Origin of the sequence: Tenacibaculum litopenaei (assembly GCF_964514025.1) — a bacterium.
Classification (GTDB): domain Bacteria; phylum Bacteroidota; class Bacteroidia; order Flavobacteriales; family Flavobacteriaceae; genus Polaribacter; species Polaribacter litopenaei.
In genome coordinates this window covers 372,268-393,363 of record NZ_CAZEQT010000002.1, presented here as the reverse complement: position 1 = coordinate 393,363, position 21,096 = coordinate 372,268, and the positions used below count along the sequence as shown (strand labels likewise).

General features: G+C 39.4%; 17 protein-coding genes. 11 read left to right on the top strand and 6 right to left on the bottom strand.

The features are described from left to right. Positions 1-3 precede the first annotated feature (3 nt). Complete coding sequence (locus ACKTS5_RS04545) at positions 4-3,576, bottom strand: hypothetical protein (protein WP_408042659.1); 3,573 nt, start codon at positions 3,574-3,576, stop codon at positions 4-6. 373 nt (positions 3,577-3,949) lie between these two features. Between ACKTS5_RS04545 and ACKTS5_RS04540 the strand changes: the two genes are divergently transcribed. From ACKTS5_RS04540 to ACKTS5_RS04495, 10 genes are all read left to right on the top strand, one after another. After that, entirely contained in the window at positions 3,950-4,774 is an 825-nt protein-coding gene (locus ACKTS5_RS04540) for a prephenate dehydratase (RefSeq protein WP_408042658.1), read from the top strand. Beyond that, positions 4,771-5,913 carry a pyridoxal phosphate-dependent aminotransferase gene (locus ACKTS5_RS04535; RefSeq protein WP_408042657.1) on the top strand — a complete coding sequence of 381 codons (1,143 nt, stop codon included), beginning with the start codon at positions 4,771-4,773 and terminating at the stop codon, positions 5,911-5,913. The genes ACKTS5_RS04540 and ACKTS5_RS04535 overlap by 4 nt, the downstream gene beginning before the upstream one ends. Next, complete coding sequence (locus tag ACKTS5_RS04530; RefSeq protein ID WP_408042656.1) at positions 5,914-6,771, top strand: prephenate dehydrogenase; 858 nt, start codon at positions 5,914-5,916, stop codon at positions 6,769-6,771. 13 nt (positions 6,772-6,784) lie between these two features. After that, positions 6,785-7,867, top strand: coding sequence for a chorismate mutase (locus ACKTS5_RS04525; RefSeq protein WP_408042655.1), 1,083 nt, complete (start codon positions 6,785-6,787; stop codon positions 7,865-7,867). Between the two features lie 73 nt (positions 7,868-7,940). After that, complete coding sequence (locus ACKTS5_RS04520; RefSeq protein WP_408042654.1) at positions 7,941-8,693, top strand: DUF5995 family protein; 753 nt, start codon at positions 7,941-7,943, stop codon at positions 8,691-8,693. 44 nt (positions 8,694-8,737) lie between these two features. Beyond that, positions 8,738-9,679, top strand: coding sequence for a ribosome small subunit-dependent GTPase A (rsgA, locus tag ACKTS5_RS04515; RefSeq protein ID WP_408042653.1), 942 nt, complete (start codon positions 8,738-8,740; stop codon positions 9,677-9,679). Between the two features lie 8 nt (positions 9,680-9,687). Next, on the top strand, positions 9,688-10,140 hold the full coding sequence (dtd, locus tag ACKTS5_RS04510; protein WP_408042652.1) for a D-aminoacyl-tRNA deacylase: 453 nt from the start codon (positions 9,688-9,690) through the stop codon (positions 10,138-10,140). Between the two features lie 4 nt (positions 10,141-10,144). Continuing rightward, on the top strand, positions 10,145-10,789 hold the full coding sequence (locus tag ACKTS5_RS04505; protein ID WP_408042651.1) for a TatD family hydrolase: 645 nt from the start codon (positions 10,145-10,147) through the stop codon (positions 10,787-10,789). Then, positions 10,786-11,502, top strand: coding sequence for a tRNA threonylcarbamoyladenosine dehydratase (locus ACKTS5_RS04500; RefSeq protein ID WP_408042650.1), 717 nt, complete (start codon positions 10,786-10,788; stop codon positions 11,500-11,502). The genes ACKTS5_RS04505 and ACKTS5_RS04500 overlap by 4 nt, the downstream gene beginning before the upstream one ends. 70 nt (positions 11,503-11,572) lie before the next feature. Continuing rightward, on the top strand, positions 11,573-12,217 hold the full coding sequence (locus tag ACKTS5_RS04495; RefSeq protein ID WP_408042649.1) for a YceI family protein: 645 nt from the start codon (positions 11,573-11,575) through the stop codon (positions 12,215-12,217). Between the two features lie 76 nt (positions 12,218-12,293). Here ACKTS5_RS04495 and lipB read toward each other — a convergent pair whose 3' ends face one another. Next, a complete protein-coding gene (lipB, locus tag ACKTS5_RS04490; RefSeq protein WP_408042648.1) occupies positions 12,294-12,995 on the bottom strand; it encodes a lipoyl(octanoyl) transferase LipB in 702 nt (233 codons plus the stop codon). A 74-nt stretch (positions 12,996-13,069) separates the two neighbouring features. Here lipB and ACKTS5_RS04485 point away from each other — a divergent pair, with 74 nt between their 5' ends. Beyond that, positions 13,070-16,057 carry a reprolysin-like metallopeptidase gene (locus ACKTS5_RS04485; protein ID WP_408042647.1) on the top strand — a complete coding sequence of 996 codons (2,988 nt, stop codon included), beginning with the start codon at positions 13,070-13,072 and terminating at the stop codon, positions 16,055-16,057. Positions 16,058-16,136: 79 nt separating this feature from the next. Here the strand turns inward: ACKTS5_RS04485 and ACKTS5_RS04480 are convergent, their stop codons facing one another. The 4 genes from ACKTS5_RS04480 to ACKTS5_RS04465 all read right to left on the bottom strand — a co-directional run bounded on the left by ACKTS5_RS04480 (position 16,137) and on the right by ACKTS5_RS04465 (position 21,032). Continuing rightward, positions 16,137-18,890 (bottom strand): carboxypeptidase regulatory-like domain-containing protein, encoded by a 2,754-nt coding sequence (locus tag ACKTS5_RS04480; RefSeq protein WP_408042646.1) that lies wholly within the window; start codon positions 18,888-18,890, stop codon positions 16,137-16,139. An 18-nt stretch (positions 18,891-18,908) separates the two neighbouring features. Next, on the bottom strand, positions 18,909-19,742 hold the full coding sequence (locus ACKTS5_RS04475) for a GLPGLI family protein (protein WP_408042645.1): 834 nt from the start codon (positions 19,740-19,742) through the stop codon (positions 18,909-18,911). Between the two features lie 80 nt (positions 19,743-19,822). Continuing rightward, the gene (locus tag ACKTS5_RS04470) at positions 19,823-20,662 is read right to left on the bottom strand and encodes a GLPGLI family protein (RefSeq protein ID WP_408042644.1); all 840 of its coding nucleotides are present in this window, start codon (positions 20,660-20,662) and stop codon (positions 19,823-19,825) included. Continuing rightward, positions 20,652-21,032, bottom strand: a complete 381-nt coding sequence (locus ACKTS5_RS04465; RefSeq protein WP_408042643.1) for a hypothetical protein — start codon at positions 21,030-21,032, stop codon at positions 20,652-20,654. The genes ACKTS5_RS04470 and ACKTS5_RS04465 overlap by 11 nt, the downstream gene beginning before the upstream one ends. Positions 21,033-21,096: the final 64 nt, after the last annotated feature.

Sequence of the window (21,096 nt, the reverse complement as noted above, 5' to 3'; positions counted from 1 at the left end):
CGCTTAGTTTTTATAGTTGTATTTATGCTCCTTTAATATGTTTCCTTGACTGTCTTTTACGTATTGAAGTCTGTTATACGCGTCGTAGTGATAGGTCATTTTTTGTCCTCTCGGATCGGTTATCGTTGAAACCCCTACCAATGGAATATAGGTATATGAACTCACCTGTGCCGTTGGCAAATTAGCACGTAATTTCGTCATCTCTAATTGCAATTTCGCCTCCGTCATCGTTTGTAAATACCCCAAGTTATCAGTACTTGTTTTTCCTAAAGCAGTCTTCACTTGCGCATAGCTCGCATTTTCAATTTTAGCAATAGGATGGTTATAATCGTACCCCCATAAGTAGGTAATACGCGTCCCGTCTTGTTTACTTACTTCTCTGGGATTTCCTTTACTATCATAAGAATGGAAAGTCATTCTATTTTCCAATGTAGACGTTCCTTTAGAGATTTGAATTAGTTCTGGTAATATCAGTGACCCAAAAGACTTGTAATTGGTACGTTGTACAGATAATTTTTGTCCGTTTTTATAGGTCTCTACTTGAAGAGGTATTGCATGTTGATGCCTTCTCACCAATTCATCTACTGCCTGAGAGGCCGAAGTATTCAATCCTGAAAGCTGGGCTTTATCACCTGGATAAAACATTTTAGAAATAATTATACCTCCTTTGCTATCTCTTGTTTCCGTTCTGCTTAACTGTAAATGTTGAACGTTGTCATAAAAATAATTTACAACATTTGTAATTGGGTTTTCACCGTTAACATCGTAAAGTGTTTCCGTCTTTTTATTCAAATAATGCCAATACGAGTATGTTTTATACTTATAGATATGTAAATTTCTTATTAGAGAAGAATAAGAAACTAACTCACCCTCTCTTCTGTTGTAGCAAGGATTCACCGAATACCTTACTATAAGATTATTACTTCCAAATGCATGACATTTCATATTCCCGACAGTAAGCGGTCCCTTGTTATTTTGACCAGGACTAAACAAGGTTACAGGGTCTAAAAGACCTCCTGTTGAAATTTCATGTGTATGATTCGTCTGACATTGCCATATCGGTTTTCCTGGATAGGCCACATCTGTTGCACTACATTTGTAAGTAGGGGTCGCAGGTCGTGTTCCCACAAAATTATACGCCTCAGAAACACTGTAATTTGAAATTTCTGAAACAGTTCTATCAAGCTTATAATCATTTACAACTTCCTTTATCGTTTTTGGAAGAGCATTCGGAGCCGAAGGTTTTGACAAAAACTTTACGCTTTTCTCTAAACCGTGATCCCATCCGAAATTTGTAAAGTTAGACATAGCTCTGTCCTCTCCTAGTAACGTTTCTCCAGGACGATTTCTATGAATAATAAACTTATGCTCTTTTCCTCCTATCTCAAAATTGTCACCTCCGTAACTTACAAAAACCTTGCTATAATAGACATTACTACTTCCTGAATTAACTATAGGAAAGGTCCCTGAAGTATTCAAGATAGAAAAACCTTGAGACCTATAAGAGGGTGCCAGGCCAGTCATCAATTTGTACTGCGTATAATAAGAAACATGGCCTAAACCAGCACGAGTTGCATCCCCTGAAGATTGGTCTTTTTGTTCCAACGACTTAAAATAATAATACCTTTTACTTGTTAACTTCTGTGAGTCAGAATCATAACTTTGAACCCTAGCAATTCTATTTCCTCCCGTAGGTAAATTTTTAAAACTACCTATCGTTTTCGTTGCCTTTGCTATAACATTCGCTGTAATACACTTAGAAGAATCTCCATTCGGATCTCTTAGAACTACAACTTTATACGTTTTAGCTGGCTGTATAAAAGCCTGCTCATTAAGGTTCGTGTCATTTGTAAACACTTTCTGATAAACTACCTTTTCTGATCCTCCCGTGATCTCATATATTTTTACTATGGCCGAAGCCTTAATCTTAGGGAAATCCAAGCAGCCTTCTGCGGTATTAACATATCCAGAAACCTGACCTGTTAGCGTTACAGGTACTAATTGCCCGAGAGGTAATTGATAATCTTTTAAGTCAAGAATTCCACTACTATGAGTATTCGGTCCTCTTTTTGATGCCAATGCAGTTATATACACATCTTTACTTTCGGTTCCATAATAATCATTACCTTCGTATTCAAACTTCGTAAATCCTTTAGTCGGAAATGTTATTTTATTTAAGAGACCTATTTTTGAAAACGATGCATCTGGTCTCCTATCTGCTAAATTAGTTATGTGTTTTTTAAATACAGGGTAAGCATCACCTAAATCAGGAAGTAAAATTCCTCCACTAGATAAATTACCGACTCCTTTTCCATTATAAAACCCCCAATAATCCTGACTAATAGCAAACCTCTTCGGGAATCGGTGCATATTTTCATAATCAAAAGCGTATTTTTTCGCAGCGTTTTTCATTGACACACTTTCCAAAAAAACTCTTTTATTACTCGTAAAGGTATAATTCAAATTAGCTTCTTCTATATTTTTACCTCCTTCATCTAAAAGACGAATTCGTTTAACTAACATGAAATTCAATATTCCTGCAGGGTGGGTTAAAAAATTATCAAATACCACCTTCCCTCTACTAGCATTATTACTACTAATTTCTATTAAGCGTTTGGATTGTACACGATGAACCGTTTCACAAGTAGAAACTCCTGTGGTCACAGGAAACTCCGAATCTCCTAAAGGATAAGAAGTTGCCAATTTTAAACTTTGAGTATAATTTGAGGTATAGGTATATTCATCATTTTTATCATCATATCGAAAATAAACCTCATCTCCTTTCGGATGCGTTATCTTTGTCAAATACCATGACGTGGTGTACCCTTGTTCTGGAGGTGAAACCACTCCATTATCACAACGACTTTTTGCATATGTCCTTTCTTGTGCGTTAAATTCGTATTGTACACCGTCTTCTGTAGTTAATTTAAAGTTATTTCTTCCTAGGCTGAAATCTCTCTCAATCCTTAAGTTCGTATGAGGAACGGTTCTATAAACCCCTTCATTATCCATAACGATCTTTCCTGACCTTCCTTGGATATTATAAGAGAACAAATCCGACTCTGAGTCTATATAATCTTTTTTCCCTGAATTGTATAGAAAAGATACAATCTCAGGCTTTACGTTAATAGTAGGCTCATCAATAGAAGGTTGCTTATTCAAAGCCGCTATCGGTAACAAATCAACTCTGTTAATTTCCTCAATCGGGTGCATTCTTCTGTAATTCTCATCTTCCTTTCCTTTAACTATTCTGGAAATAACTCCACCAACAGTTAAACTCCAGCCCAATCCGACATTCGAACTCATTTGGTCCACCTTAATTCCATTGGAACTATAGTCTAAACTAATCGGCACTTGGATATTTTTTGTTCCATAAACAGTAATCGGAACGTTTACCATTGGGGTTCCTGTATACAGTCCTACAGGAAACTCTCCGTATTTGGTCATTTCAAAAGCAGTTGGCGATGGTGGTACTAACTTAGGTAAATCCGCACTTGGCTTTACTCCATTATCTTGCCCATATCCCAACAATGCATACCCTAGCATTACAGCAATGCTTAGCACTCTTGTTTTCATAAATAAAATGTGATTTTAGCAATTATTAATTTTTCATATACGCAGTTGCAAAGATATATTTTTTATCAAATACACCATCACCGACCACTTATTTTTTTCTTTTTTCTTCTTTAAGACAACTGTTTACAAGGACTCCTCTGCTATTAACTTTTTTTTTTCATAAAATGTTTGGATATCTAAAATATATTTTAAAGATTTGTCACAAACAAATAAACGACAGTATTTCATGTTACAAAACGTATGGCAAGGTTTCTATTTTTACTTTTACTTTTTTAGTAAGAGGAGAGACTTTATACCGTATTGTTAACTAGCATCAAAATAATATAAACTATAAAGTCTCGATTACATCGAGGCTTTTTTTTTTGCTTTAAAAATGAGAAAAATAGCCATTCAAGGAATCAGAGGTAGCAACCACCATATCGTTGCCAATAAATACTACGGAACAGACATCGCCCTCAACGAGTGCTTGTCGTTTGACGTACTGACAGACAACCTGTTGCAAGGACATGCTGACGAAGCCGTTATGGCCATCGAAAACACCATCGCAGGCTCTATTATTCCGAATTACGCCTTGATTGACAAGCACAACTTGCACATTGCCGGTGAGTATTACCTACCTATACACCACCACCTTATGGCACTGCCCAACCAAAATATGGAGGCCATTAAGGAAGTGTGTTCACACCCCATGGCCCTTTTGCAGTGCAAGGAATTCTTTAAGAAATACCCCTTTATCAAACTCGTAGAAGACGTTGATACCTCAGCTGTGGCAAAAACAATCAGTGAGCAACAGCTCCCAGGTGTGGCTGCCATTGCCCCAAAAATTGCCGCAGACATCTTTGGTTTGGAAGTGCTCGAAGACGAAATTCAAACCATGAAGGACAACGAAACACGCTTCGTAATTTTAAAAACCGAAGCTCCTGAAAATGGCATCGACCAAATTGACAAGGCTTCCTTGCGATTTGAGCTCGACCACAAACGCGGGAGCTTGGCTACTGTGTTAAATATTATGAGCGATTGTAAATTAAACCTAACAAAAATTCAATCGCTTCCCATTATAGAAACCCCTTGGAAGTACGCGTTTTTCGTAGACGTTACTTTTCAAGAATATCAAGATTACCAAAAAGCCAAATCCGTACTAGAGATTATGGCTAACAATTTTAAAATATTAGGAGAATACAAAAACGGACGATTATGATCACTTTTGCAAATCGCTTAAACACCGTTCAGGAGTACTACTTTTCTAAAAAGCTAAAAGAAGTACGCAGCCTTGCTGCCCAAGGTCATCCCATTATTAATATGGGAATCGGGAGCCCTGACCTCCCTCCACCCCCAAACGTATTACAGGCCATACAAAACAGTCTGTACGAAACTGGCGCGCATAAGTATCAGAGCTATCAAGGTCTACCAGAATTCAGAGCAGCTGTAGCCCGTTTTTACCAAGATCACTACGGCGTTGACATTGATCCAGCATCCGAAGTGCTCCCCCTAATGGGAAGCAAAGAAGGCATCATGCATATATCATTGGCCTTCTTGAACGAAGGAGATGGTGTTTTGATTCCGAACCCCGGATACCCAACCTATAGTTCCGTAACCAATTTAGTAGGAGCCGAAGCAATTTTTTACGAACTCGATGCAGCAAACCAATGGCAGCCTAATTTCGAAGCCTTGGAGCAACTCGATTTGAGTAAGATAAAACTCATGTGGGTAAACTATCCGCACATGCCTACAGGCTCACAGCCCGTTACTGCGACCTATGAAAAGCTGATCGCCTTTGGTAAAAAACATCAAATCGTTATCGTCAATGACAATCCGTACAGCTTCATTTTAAACGAAACCCCCAGGAGTATTTTGGAAGTTCCCGGTGCTAAAGACATCGCCCTAGAACTAAACTCTTTGAGTAAATCGTTTAACATGGCAGGCTGGCGCGTAGGGAAACTGCTCGGAAGCGCTCATTTTTTAAACGAAGTACTCAAGGTAAAAACCCAAATGGACTCGGGCATGTTTTACGGAATTCAAAAAGGAGCCATCGAAGCCCTCAATTTAAAGCAACAGTGGTTTGACGAGCAAAATGAAATTTACGCGCGACGACAACGACGAATATTCCAGTTAGCAGACATCTTAGACTGCAACTATCAAAACGATGCTACCGGCATGTTTGTTTGGGCTCGTTTGCCCAAAGGAAAAACTTCGGAAAAAACAGTAGATAAGCTGCTCTATGACAAGCACATTTTTGTAGCTCCCGGAACTGTATTTGGTAGTCAAGGGGAAGGCTATATCCGCTTTTCACTGTGCGTACCCGAAGAAAAAATTAACGAAGCAATACAACGATTTTAAATGAACGTATTTATCATAGGATTAGGATTAATTGGAGGGAGCTTGGCGTTGGATATACGACGTGAATTTAAACAAGCACAACTATTTGGCATCGATACTAACGAGGAACACGTGTCGCAAGCGTTGGAACTCGGTATTATTGACAGCGCTGCCAGCATGGACGATTTAAACAAAGCCACTATCGTTATCGTTTCGGTACCTGTCGACATTTCTATTCGCGTATGCCAACAGGTATTGGATATGGTCAACGACCATGCCTTGGTGCTCGATGTCGGATCGACCAAAGAGGCCATATGCGATGCCTTGGCATCCCATCCAAAACGACGTAATTTCCTGGCAACTCACCCAATCGCGGGAACAGAGTTTTCAGGACCAAAAGCCGCATTGGAACACCTCTACCAAGGAAAAACCAACATCATTTGTGAGGTTGAAAAAACAGCTTTCAAATTGCAAGAGCGCGCCTTAGAAGTCTTTGCCAAAATTGGTATGCGCATTCGTTATATGGATGCGAAATCGCACGACAAACACATCGCCTACGTTTCTCACTTGTCGCATATCAGCTCATTTATGTTGGGAAAAACAGTAATCGAAAAAGAGAAAAATGAGCGCGATATTTTTGATATGGCAGGCAGTGGTTTTGCCTCTACCGTTCGCTTGGCAAAAAGTTCGCCCGCCATGTGGGCCCCCATTTTTAAGCAAAACAAAGGCAATGTCCTCGAAACACTAGAAGAGTACATTCAAAATCTACAACAATTTAGAGAATTAATGCTTCGCGATGATTTCGAAGAGATCTTTCGCGAAATGGAAAATACAAATCATATAAAACAAATATTAAACGGTATTCTACAAGAAGCCTAACAACAACAAGAGTATGGAAAATACAAAAGAATTAAGAACCTGGTTAAACGACATGCAATTATCTCACCCTTTAGTAATTGCGGGTCCCTGTAGTGCAGAAACAGAAGAGCAAGTCTTAAAAATTGCCCATGAGCTTAAAGACTCGGATGTAAATTACTACCGCGCAGGAATCTGGAAGCCTAGAACGCGACCAGGAAACTTTGAAGGTGTGGGGGCTTTAGGGCTCAAGTGGCTACAGAAGGTAAAGGAAGAAACAGGAATGAAAACCTGTACCGAAGTTGCCAATGCAACTCACGTAAAATTAGCCATTGAGCACGATGTTGACTTATTGTGGATCGGTGCCCGTTCAACCGTTAGTCCATTTATCATGCAAGAACTCGCTGATGCATTGGAAGGTACCGATAAAATTGTACTGGTAAAAAACCCGGTAAATCCAGATTTAGCTTTGTGGTTAGGAGGAATTGAACGCTTGTATTCCGCAAATATCAAGAAACTAGGAGCTATTCACCGTGGATTCTCGACCTACGAAAAATCGAAATACCGAAATATTCCGGAGTGGCAGTTGGCCATCGAGTTCCAAAACCGCTTTCCCGACTTACCTTTAATTTGTGATCCTTCGCATATTACGGGGAAAAGAGACATGGTTTTTGACGTTTCACAAATGGCCCTCGATTTAAATTTCGATGGTTTGATGATTGAAACGCATATCGACCCAGACAATGCGTGGAGTGATGCCGCTCAGCAAGTAACTCCTGATACCTTAAAACAAATGATGATCGATTTACGCGTGAGAAAAGAAACCACTTCCGATAAGAGCTACCGCGAATCTCTCGAAAATTTGAGAGCACAAATTAACGTCGTAGATAACCAACTCATTGATATACTCGGTAAACGTATGAAAATAGCCGATAAAATCGGAGCCCTAAAGAAGGAGAAAAACGTAGCCGTATTACAATCAAAACGATGGAACGAAATTTTAGGAAACATGATTTTAGAGGGAGAAGATAGAGGCTTGAGTGAAGAATTTGTATTAAAAATGTTCAAAGCCATTCACCAAGAGAGTATCAATCACCAAGAAAAAATTATCAAAGGCTAAGACAAAGCTACCTTCGGGTAGCTTTTTTTACACCGCTACATTTTGTACTTTGCAGTTACCAAACTCACTTAAAATGAAGCCTATTAATACCATTGACGATGTCATCCGTGAATTGGAGTATATCTTACAATACGCCATAGACCACAACAGTACCACGGGTTACTTTGCCGCGTTGTATTTAAAGGTTACCAAAAAGGTAAAACAGGGCATTGCTGAAGGTTTTTTTGAAGACGGCCCTCGGATGGAAAAACTCGATGTCATTTTTGCCAAACGCTATATTGAAGCTTACCACCAATTTCGAAACGGCAAAACTCCCAGTATGGCTTGGACCAGAGCCTTTGCTTTAACAGATACCTTTTGGCCCATAGTACTGCAGCACCTGCTCGTAGGAATGAATGCCCACATCAATCTCGACCTAGGCATTGCTGCTGCCGAAGTGCAACGAGGAAAACCCATGGATGATTTACATACCGACTTCAACCGCATCAATCAAATTTTATCGTCACTAGTTGCCGATGTAGAACGAGATTTGAGCAGTATCTGGCCCTTCTTAGCAAAGCTTTTGCGTTGGACGCGACACTTCGACAATTTCTTAATCGACTTTAGCATGGAACTAGCCAGAGATGGCGCCTGGAAATTTGCTGTAGCACTGGCCGACACCCCTGAAAAACAGCAACCGAAATTCATTGCTGCCAGAGATGAAAAAGTAGCCAAAAAAGCTGAGATTATCACCCAGCCCGGATGGATAGTTAGGCTCTTGTTCGCCATTATTAGGCTCGGAGAAAAAGGCAGTGTCGCTCAAAAAATTCAAGATCTAAACTCCTAGAAAATTCGCGTTCGAGATTCAATTTTTATTCTCATCTTTGTTATATGATTGGAACCGTATACAAGTCTACCGGAAGTTGGTATTGGGTGATGAGTGAAAATACCTTGTACAAATGTAGAATCAAAGGAAAATTTAGAATCAAAGGTATCAAAAGTACCAACCCTATTGCCGTAGGCGATATTGTCAGTTTTGATATGGAAACCAAAACCGACGATGAAACGGGGGTAATTACCAAAATTCACGATCGTAAAAATTACATCGTTCGCAAATCGGTAAACCTATCCAAGCAAACGCATATTATTGCGGCAAATATCGACCAGGTGTTTTTGTTAATTACCATTGACAACCCACCTACCCTAACTACCTTTATTGACAGATTTCTGGTTACAGCAGAAGCGTATTCTGTTGATGTAGTCTTGGTTTTCAATAAAATTGATACTTATGAAATTGAGCAAAAGGCCGAAATTCTCTACCTGCGCGATATTTATGAGGCTATAGGATATACCTGTATTGAAGTATCTGCCTTGGAAGAAAAGAACATCGATACTATCAAAGGACTCATGACCTCAAAAGTGAGCATGTTTGCCGGCCATTCAGGTGTAGGAAAAACGACCTTGGTCAATGCCATTGAACCTGGGCTCAATTTAAAAACCAAAGAAATATCTGAACAACACAAGCAAGGACAACACACGACCACCTTTGCTGAAATGTTCGAATTGAGTTTCGATGCCAGAATTATCGATACTCCTGGAATCAAAGGTTTTGGCGTTGTCGATATGGATAAAGATGAGTTGGGAGACTATTTCCCCGAATTTTTTGCCCTTAAACAACATTGTAAATTCAACAATTGCATTCACCTTAACGAACCTCATTGCGCTGTTAAAGAAGCGCTAGAAAACGAAGAAATTTCTTGGTCTCGCTACAAGAGCTACCTGCAAATATTAGAAGGAGAAGAAGAAAATTACCGAACAGATATCTGGAAATAACCCACTTTATGAAAGCTGTTATTCAACGCGTTAGTGAAGCTAGCGTAACCATTGACCACAATCGTGTCGCCGAAATCAAAGAAGGCTTGTTAATCCTTTTAGGTATCGTTGCTACTGACGAAGTTGACGATATAAATTGGTTGGCGAAAAAAATTGTAAACCTGCGTATTTTTAACGATGCTGAAGGAGTTATGAACACCGCCATTAATGCCACGAATGGTGATATCATTGTGGTGAGCCAGTTTACCTTACACGCCTCGACCAAAAAGGGAAACCGACCGAGCTATATCAAAGCGGCAAAACCGCCTGTCGCCATTCCGCTATACGAAGCTTTTGTAAAACAATTAGAACATGAATTGGGTAAACCTGTACAAACGGGTGAATTTGGAGCCGATATGAAAGTAGCCCTCTTAAACGACGGCCCGGTAACGATTATCATCGACACCAAAAACAAAGAATAATACAATGGCTTTTATTAACATACATAGCCATAACCTTGTTAATAACTCCGAAACGACTACCCTCTTTAATTGTTTTCCTCCGAGTGAGCTCCCCAACAACCATTTTTCTGTTGGAATCCACCCTTGGTACGTACATCCGCAACAGTGGGAGCAACAACTGCTGTCCATTTCACAACGATTAAAACATCCTCAGTGTTTGGCTTTAGGTGAATGCGGACTCGATCCGTTCGCAGATGCGCCTTTAGCACTGCAAGAACGCGTTTTTATCGCCCAGGTGCAACTTTCCGAAACTCATCAAAAGCCACTGATTATACACTGTGTCAAAGCCTTCCCGCGGTTGTTAGCACTTAAAAAACAGCTGCGTCCGCAACAAACTTGGATTGTACATGGGTTTACTAAAAGTGAACAATTAGCCATGACGTTGTTGCAACACGGCTGCTACCTTTCGTTCGGTGCAGCGCTATACCACCATCCAAAACTACAAGAATTCCTTCCTCGTATTCCCCTCGATAAGATCTTTTTAGAAACTGATGCCAGCACCTATACTATTCAAAACATTTACGCTAGATTTGCCGAGCTAAAAAATGAAAGTATTTCATTGATTGAGGCAGAAATATCTAAAAATTTTAAACGAGTATTTTCTTTATGAGTTGGTTAGAAAGAACAGAATTATTAGTGCAGGAAGAAGGACTTCAAAAAATTAAAGACGCCAATATACTAGTCGTCGGACTAGGAGGTGTAGGTTCCTTTGCAGCAGAGTTTATAGCCAGAGCAGGCGTTCAAAAAATGACCATCGTAGACGGCGATGTTTTTGACCCTACAAACATTAACAGACAGTTACCCGCCTTACACAGTACGGTCGGTAAGTCAAAAGCACAAACGGTGGCAGCCCGCCTACGCGACATCAACCCTACTATCGAATTGGAAGTGATTGAAGAATTTTTATCGCCAGAACGCGCGTACGAAATCATGGATCCAAAATTCAATTACGCCCTCGATTGTATCGATAGCATCACACCGAAACTCAACCTGATGATCGCCGCTAGGAGGAAAAAAGTAAAGCTCGTGAGCTCTATGGGGGCTGGGGGAAAACTCGACGCCAGCAAAATCAAAATCAAAGACATCAGTAAAACCAAACACTGTACCATGGCAAGAGTACTGCGCAAACGCCTTAAAGAGCACAATATTGACAAGGGAATTCGCGCCGTATACTCTGAAGAAATGCAACGTGCTAATAGCCTAAAGCTCACCGATGGTACCAACTTCAAAAAATCGTTTTACGGAACAATCAGTTATATGCCCGCCGCTTTTGGCTTACAAGCAGCTTCGTATGTAGTTAACAAATTAATAAGCAAAAAATAACTTCCACGGAAACTATATTTTATTTACATTTGTTCTAAATTAGAACAGATCAATCATTAAAACTAATATTATGAAGAAATCGATTTTTGCCATTGCTTTTTTAGCAGTTACTACCATCGCTTGTAAGAGTGAAAAGAACAAAGTAGAAACCAAAGAAGAAGTAAAAGACGTTAAACAAGTTGAAAACGTGATTAACTCTTACAAAGCCAATGTTGCTGAATCAACAATTTCTTGGAAAGGAACCAAACCTACAGGTGCTCACATGGGAACAATCGCTTTGGAAAACGGAGTGTTAGAGATCGAAAATGGCGCTGTAAAAGCCGGTGAGTTCACAGTAAACATGAAGTCTATTGTTTGTACAGACTTAGAGGCTGGTAAAGGTAAAGAAGATTTAGAAGGGCACTTAAAAGCTCCTGATTTCTTCGACGTTGAAAAATTCCCAACCGCTAAATTTGCAATCACAGGATCAGAGGTTAAAGACGGTAAATTACACATCACCGGAAATTTAACGGTAAAAGATGTTGTAAAAAGTATCACTATTCCTGCAACTATTACTGAAGGAGAAGGAACTGTTAACTTTAAAAGTGAAAACTTTAGCATTGACCGTACAGAGTTCGGAATTCAATACAAGTCTAAAAAATTCTTTGATAACTTAAAAGACAAGTTTATCAACGATTTAATTGAATTGTCATTTGATATCAAAGCAAAAAAATAAGCTACGCCTGTCGTACAAAAAAAGAGGTTGTTTTCACAACCTCTTTTTTTTTTTTTTTGACCTCAAGAACTACCTTTTAGTCTATATATGCTTCTACCTCAAATAAGGTTTTAAAGTGTTTCAAAATTTTATCTTTCACCTCTTGCTCATCTACGGGCCTTCCTAGCTCAACATGCATCGAGGTCACGGCTTTTCCGCGAATTCCACAAGGAATAATATTGTCAAAATATCCCAAATCGGCATTGACATTCAAGGCAAAACCGTGCATGGTAACCCAACGGCTTGCTCGGATTCCCATCGCACAGATTTTACGTGCAAAAGGAGTACCCACATCCAACCATACTCCTGTTTCGCCATCGCTGCGTTCCGATTCAATTCCATACTCCGCTAAGGTTAAAATGATCGCTTCCTCTAACAATCGAAGGTATTTGTGTATATCGGTAAAAAAATTCTCAAGGTCTAAAATAGGATAGCCCACGAGCTGCCCTGGACCGTGGTACGTAATATCTCCACCTCGGTTGATTTTGTAAAAACTAGCGCCCTTGGCTTCTAATTGTGCTTCGTTAAGCAATAGGTTTTGCATGTCTCCGGACTTTCCTAGCGTATACACATGTGGGTGCTCCACCCATAGAAAATGATTAGGCGTCACAATATCGGTATCCCCTGCTCTGCGGGCGCGTTTCATCGCAACGGTCGCATCGAGAAGTTTCGTTTGTAAATCCCAAGTTTCTTTGAAATCTTTATTCCCTAAGTCTTTTAATTTTACTAATTTATTCATACTTTAGCCGTTAACCCCAATTATTATTAAGAAATTCACCAAATTATTACATTATTAAACATAAACAATCACAGATGAGAAAATCACCCCTTCTGCTACTTTTGGCGGTTGCCTTCACTACGATAGGTACTGCACAAAATTACTGGAAAAAATCAAAACCCAATCAAGATTTCGAGAAAACCAGCACCTACCAAAGGGCTGCCTTCCCGAAAGACTTCCAACTCTTCACACTAGACATTACAGAATTTAGTAAAGCGTTGAGCACAAATGCCAGAGGTATCGCAAGTACCACCCTAGCATTACCTACGGCTACAGGCAAAATAGCCAACTTTAAAATTCGTGAAACATCGGTATTCGAAAGTGGCTTGGCTGCCAAATTTCCAATGATCAAATCGTATTCTGCTCAAGGAATAGAAGATCCTACTGCCACTGCAAAAATTAGTATCGGTACTGACGGTGCTCACATCATGGTGAGTTCTGCTCATCACGAGACTTTATTTATTGATCCGTATACCAAAGACAACAAAACATATATGTCGTATTTGCGTGGAAATGCGCCAAAAACTGACAATGGTTTTGAGTGTCAAGTAGAGGATCTTAAAGACGATGCCGTAAAAACTGGTAAATTAGCAGGTAGAAATGCTAATGACGGTAAATTACGTACCTTTAAAATTGCCATTGCTTGTACTGGTGAATACGCTCAGTTTCACCTAACACAACAAGGAGTAGCAGCTGGAGCTACTGATGCGGTTAAAAAAGCAGCAGTTCTGTCAGCAATGAACACCACGATGACTCGTGTAAACCAAATTTACGAAAGAGATTTGGCCACTCGTATGATCATTGTAAATGATAACGACAAAATCATCTATTTAGATGCAGCTACCGACAACCTTTCAAATTCAAGTGCTAGTGCTTTGATCAACGAAAGTCAAACGGTTTGTGACGCTCAAATTGGATCGGCAAACTACGATATCGGTCATACCTTTAGTACCGGTGGTGGTGGATTAGCTGGACTAGGAGTTGTTTGTATTGCTGGGCAAAAAGGACGTGGAATTACAGGTCGCTCTCAACCTATCGGTGATCCTTATGACATCGATTATGTAGCGCATGAAATTGGACATCAGTTCGGTGCTACACACACATTTAACAATGCCTGTGGAGGAAACAGAACTGGATCTACAGCTGTAGAGCCTGGTAGTGGTTCGACTATTATGGCTTATGCAGGTATTTGTAATCCTAATGTTCAAAGCAATAGTGACGATCATTTCCACGCTGTAAGTATCAAGCAGATGTGGGATAAAATCCAAAGTACTGCTAACTGTGCTGCTACGAGCAATACCGGAAACAATGCGCCAACTGCCAATGCCGGTAGTGATGTAAGCATTCCTAAATCAACACCTTTTGTATTAAAAGCACAGGCTACTGATGCTGATGGTACAGGAAGTTTAACCTATAACTGGGAACAAACAGATACTGAAATCGCAACGATGCCTCCAGTAGCTAGTAGTTTAGGAGGACCATTATTCCGATCAATTTCTTCTAAATCTACTCCAGAACGTTATTTCCCTGCATTTAGTACCATTTTAGCCGGAAATACCTCAACTACTTGGGAAGTACTTCCTTCGGTAGCGAGAAGTATGAATTTTGCTGTAACAGTACGTGACAACCACGCAGGTGGAGGATCTACTGCTAGAGACGATATTAAAATTACTGTAGTTGATGCTGCGCCATTTACTGTAAACAACCAAGCAACTTGGGCTCAAAATACAGCAAGAGATATCACTTGGGTTGTAGGACAATCGAATGTTGCTCCGATCAACTGTCAAAAGGTAAACATCAAATTATCAGTAGACGGTGGAACTACATTTAGTATTGACTTAGCTACGAATACCGCAAATGACGGAAGCGAAAACATTACTTTACCTGCTAGCCTTGCAGACACTGACAATGCTATTATTAAAATTGAAGCAGCTGATAATATTTTCTATAATATCACTTCTAAATTTAAAATTAGTACTAGTCCTGACTTTGCCATCTCAAACAATACAGGAGATGCTAATGTTTGTAACACCAAAGCGACAGAGCAGAGCTTTGAAATTAAAATGGTTACCTCAAACGGATACGCTGAAACAGTAAACTACAGCGTTGCTGGAGTACCTGCTAATGCAACGAGTGCCTTTACTCCAACATCATTGAACGCTGCGGGAACTACCCAATTAAAGTTATCAAACTTAGATAACGTTGCTGCCGGTGATTATACCTTAACTGTAACGGCTAAAGGAACTACGATCACTAGAACCTTACAAATTAAACTCGGTGTATCGAACGCTTTATGTGCTTCAAATGGAACTACCCGTTACCAAACGAGTACTACCTATGTAAAGTTCAACACCATTGAAAAGGCGAGTCCAAACAAAACTGCTGGTTACAATGACTTCAAGACATTGACAACTGATGTTAAGAGAGGAGAAACTCACCAATTAACTGTAAGAACCAATACCGATTCTGGAGCACAAGCCTATTCAACAAAAACTTTTGCTTGGATTGACTGGAACCAAAACTGTCAGTTCGACGCAGGTGAAAAATTAGACTTAGGAACTGTTACTGGAGGAGCAGATACGCAAACTACCTTGAGTCCATTAAACGTAGTAGTACCTAACGATGCTGAATTAGGATCAACTGTATTACGTGTTTCTACTAAGTATACTGGTGATGGAGACCCAAGTAGTTGTGAAACAAACTTTGACGGTGAAGTAGAAGACTATACTGTTGTTGTAAAAGACGCTACCGCCTCAACAGAAGATGTAGCCTTTGAAAACTTTAACCTTTTCCCGAACCCGTCAAATGGAACTATCAAATTGAGTTTTGCTGTAAAGTCTAACGACAAAGTAAGTGTACAATTATTTGATATTCGCGGACGTTTGGTAGAGCGTAAAGAATTTACCAACACACCATCAGTGTTTAACAAAGAATTGACTTTTGACCAAGTAAAATCAGGAATGTACTTGTTACAAATCCAAAATGGAGGTGCACAAACCACCAAAAAGTTAATGATTAACTAGTCAAAACACACCATATTGTAAAAAAGGTGAGCAGTTACTGCTCACCTTTTTCTTTTCAATTCAAATAAGTATATAACGTTTACAAGTTATATGTTACACTAAACATCCCTATACGAGGCTGTATAAAATAAGTACTGTTACTTACCAAAATGTCATTGCTACTGTTCTGATTAAGCCCATTAGCATCTAGTAAATTGGTAACTTCAATACGGTATTCCCAAGGACTGTCTTTTTTCTGATAACTGATATTCGCACGTAAAAAGCCGTATTTATCAATCGTTCTTCCTGAATTTACAACCTGATTAAAGGTATACTTTGCCGTAAAAGCAAAGGCTTTTAAGAAATACACATCCGTATTGATAAAGGGACTATGAGTAGTAAAAGTATTCTTGACACCTCCAATATCAGATCGATTTATTGTCACGTTGTATCCGACATCAAAATTCGGTGCATCTCTAAAATTAGTACTGAAGCGGGTACGATAGCTCTGCGAAAACGTTTTGGTTAAACGGTTACTCACTGCATTGGTAAAGCGATTGGTTAACAAACTGTTTGATTTTGCATAAGTTATATTAGCACCCAAACGAAGTTTAAACTTTCGAAAGCTCTTCTGAAAATTAGCATTCCCTGACAAACTTTCATCAGCAAACTGCGAATTAATCGACGTTCTTACCTGGTTCACTCCAATAAACTCCGAGTTCGACTTGATAGCATCAATGCGTTTACTGTAGTTTATAGAGGCAAAAACATTGGTATAGTTAAACATATTAAAGCTGAAATAACTCAGATTCACATTGTGCGACAAGGAATTTTCCAATTCTCTATTTCCAGAATACAAGCTGTTGTAGTTATTAAACACATAGCCCTCAGCCAATTGATTGACATCCGTAAAACTGGTTTGCATTGCATATCGCAGCTGTAGGGTTTCTGACTTTTTTAAGTTCACCTTGATCGAGGCATCCGGTAAAATTCTGGTAAACTGCTGCTGTGCAACCGTCCCTAACTGCGTGTTCTTTGCAATATAAGTATGTGCATTAACCCCTTGATTAAAGGTAAAAATCCCCGTGATAAACTTGTAGTGAATTCCAGCGTAAACATCCCCGAAGTAATACGACACATCATTACTCGTATTGGCAGCAGTAATCTGATTTTTGTTACCATTTAAAATTTCGTAGATATTGGAGTTAAAATTTTGCTCACTTTGGGTAGTACCTACGGTGACATTTAAATTGCTCTTCGCGTTCAGTACGTAGTAATAATCCAATTTCGCATCGATCTTATTCGTTTTAATACGCTTGCTCTGCTCTACATTGAATGGATCGGCACTCGGATTTAATCCTATCAAATTAGCAAAAGCCAGCTTTTTCAATTCAGCATTGTAAAAAGGATCTTCGTCCTGCCATAGGTGTTGAGCTTCAAAAGAAAAGATATGCTTCTCGTTCAGCGTGTAGTAATAATTTAAATTCTGGTTGACAGAATAGGGCGCTTGTTGTGAGTACTGTGATACCGGTACCAACTCATCCGTTCCGTCTAAGAACAGGCGACGTGATAAGGTTTGAATGTCCTGCTTTTGCTGAGATACCTTCGCAAAAATATCGTAATCAAACTGGTTGTCGGCATTCGGTTTATAGCTAGAGCTCACTTTAAAAAGCCCTAAGTCACTGTTTTGAATAGTGGCATTTTCTGTGGTCTCCCTGTCAATGATTTGATTGGCATTCGCTGGCAAGTTTGTTCTACTAATACCGGTATTTGAATAAATGTTCTCGGTGTTCTCCTGCATTTCCGTTCTATTACCCGAGTAAATAGCGAATCCGCTAATGTCCCAAGTTTTCTTAGGTGCATAACTGAAATTGACGGCTCCAAATTGGGATTCGATATTTTTAGCTCGGTTATTTCTCAAGGTTAGAAAGGAAATGTCGTTAGAACTCACATTAAAATTCGTTCCTGTGCTTGCTGCTACCCCTCTAAATCCACCGGTGAATTTAAAATAATCACGCATGGTAAAAGGTACTTCCCCTATATTATTCACATCTGTAATGATGTTTAAACTGTATTTCGGACTGTAGTAAAAGAGTTTCGGATGGGCTAAATACCGCGATGTTTCCGTAGCCATACCCACACCAGCTGTTACTTCTCCAAACCAAAAATTCTTTTTTCCTTCTTTTAGTTTTAAATTGATAACGACATTATCCTCGTTATCAGTAACTGAGCTCAATTGACGGATTTCACTGTGATTTTTAAGGACTTCTACCTTGTCAATGGCATTGGCCGGAATATTTTTTGTCGCTAATTTACTATCGCCATCAAAAAAATCCTTTCCTTCTACCATTACTTTTTGAACGGTTTTTCCTTCTACCTCAATCTCCCCATCATCATTGACTTCCACGCCAGGTAACTTCTGTAAAACATCTCCTAACTTTTTTTCAGTTCCACTTTTAAAACTGTCAGCATCGTAAACTATGGTATCACCTTTAACCGTGACTGGCATGGTGTACGTAATATTAACTTCATCTAAGGTTTCATCACTGTACAACACAAAATCTTTGCTCAGTGAAACCTCCGTAGTTTGTAAGGTAGTACTCAACGTCTTTTTACCGACATAACTAACTTTTACATCGTAGTTCGCATTCTTTTTTAAAGACAACTTGTAATTTCCTTTGGAATCAGTAAACCCGTAGGAGTCCAACTTTTTTGTCAGTTTATTAATAGCAATAACATTTGCCATTTCTAAGGGGGCTCCGATACTATCTTTTACTACCCCTGTTATTGAAATCTGGGCTGTAGTTGCCCAGGCCGTCATCATTAGAATGACTGCTATGAATATATTTTTCATGTTAAATTGTTCGAATTTTTAAAATCGTCCGCGTCCTCTTCCATTACCGCCTCCGCGCCTTCTCTGGAACATCTCGCGCATCTCCTCCATCTTCTTTTTGATGATTTTGTTGTACTCTTCTCGGGTCACCTTCTCCCCTTTGGTCGGTTCTTTAAGCGCTATTTTTTCTTGAGGATTTAATACAATTTCGGAGCACAATAGCGTGGTGCGACCTTCATTGATCTCTAAAATCAGCCCCGGTAACCCCCAGTAACTTCCAGGTCCACTACTCACCGGTATTTGAGGAGTATACCAAGCTGTTACCAAAATCTCTTTTGGGCGTTTCTTTTCTGGTTGCTTTTCCTTTTTTTTACCTCTGGGCTTACGACGCATCGAGCGCCAATCAAAAGCTGTATTCTTTTTGAGTAGCGTAGCTTTAAAACAGGTGTATTTACCAATTTGTTTGGTTTCACCCGTCATTTCCCAAGCTAGTTTTTCTTTGGGTTCTTCTATTAAAAACTTTTTCCCAAAGAATTCTACTGCAGCCAAAACCTTGGGCTCCTGAACGTCTTTAAAGGTCGTTTCTCCCCCACTAAAACCTCCAAAACGGGATCCTCTTGATCCGGGAGCCTGCAGTTTTGCCTCTTCTTTATATACGGATTGCTTCGTTGTAAAATGCAGGGTATAGGTCTTTTCTAAAAAGTTTTTCATGCGTTCTTTGATTCGCTTTTTGCGTTCTTCGGACATATCGTTCCCAAAAGCATTCATATCGAAAGTCGTTTTTGACTGATATACTGCTTTTCCTTGAAACGCTTTTTGCGACCAAGCCCCCATGCTCCCTAACAAGCACAGTACAATTGCGTATTTTCTCATCTGTTTGGTTTTTACAAGTTATCTTAAATCTCTTGGAAGTAAGACTCTTGTAAGCTCCAAAGGTTTAATCGGTTAGAAAATTATCCTTGAATTTCAATGTGTACCGAGTTTCCATCATTGGATCTCCTTCTATTCTTAAATCGCTCCATCATGTCTTTAGTATGTTCTTCCATGATTGTCTCAAACTTTTTTTGACTGACCTTCTTTCCTTTTCTAGGTTCTTTGATTTCGATGGTTTCTTTAGGATTTAAAACAATTTCTGTACACACTATCGTTTGTTTCCCATCTTGAATTTCTAAAATTAACCCCGGTAACCCCCAAAAACTCTCCGGACCGTTACTCACTGGAATTTCTGGAGTATACCAAGCAACGGTTTCAATAGTGATTATTTCTTCTTTGTCACCGTCCTTATCTCCGTCACCAAAGGCTATAGTCCTTCTCGTTTCCGTTCGTTTTCTAGTTGCTTTGTAACAGGTATACTTTCCAATATTCTTCGTTTCTCCTGTCATTTCCCATCCGTAGTTCGGCAAATCGTCTTTGATCAAAAATCGCTTACCACTGATTTCTGTTTTATTAGCATAACGTTTTTCCTTAATGTTCTTGTACAGTACATCATTACCTCCGCCATTACCCATGATCTGGATTTGCATACCTCCCATCTGCTGCTGTGGTGACGAAAGTGCTTTGTTTTCCTTATAGGTAGACTCGTTTTTAGTAAAATTCAATGTAAATGTCTTTTGGAACTGACGCATCAGCTGTGCCTTTAACTGCTTTTGCAACGCACTGTTCTCTCCTCCTTGCTTATCCCCTAATTTAAAATCAATTTTACGGTGAGTTTTGTACACCGCTTTTCCTCGAAAATCTTGTGCAAATACTCCAATACTCAAAAAAAGGAGTCCTAATAATACTTTAGTTTTCATCTATATAGTTTTTAAAATTTGTAGCCATTTTTATCAGTTGTTTTACGCTCTTTTGACCTTTAGCAATCATCTTTTCTAAGTTAGCTGCCGTGTCTTCAATGCGAATTCCAAAATTCGCTTTGCTAATCTTTTTCTCTGGATCTTCAGGAAGGCGAATTTCAAACCCTAAACACAGTTTATCATCGGCTTTTGCTCCTTCAAAAATCTCATAAACATCCTTCCAGTTTACCGTTTTAAATTCCTCTGGGCTCGTTACACTAAAAGTCAAAGCCGATACCTTGTGCTCCTTAATGGTTGCGGAAGCCCCAGAATTCTGAGCCGTCAGCCCCAGTGTTATTAATAAAAAAGTCATGTACAACATTGCTTTCATAATGATTGGTTTTTTGATTTCTGAGACAAAGGTGCTGCGAACTTCCCTACTTTTGCGTTAAGTA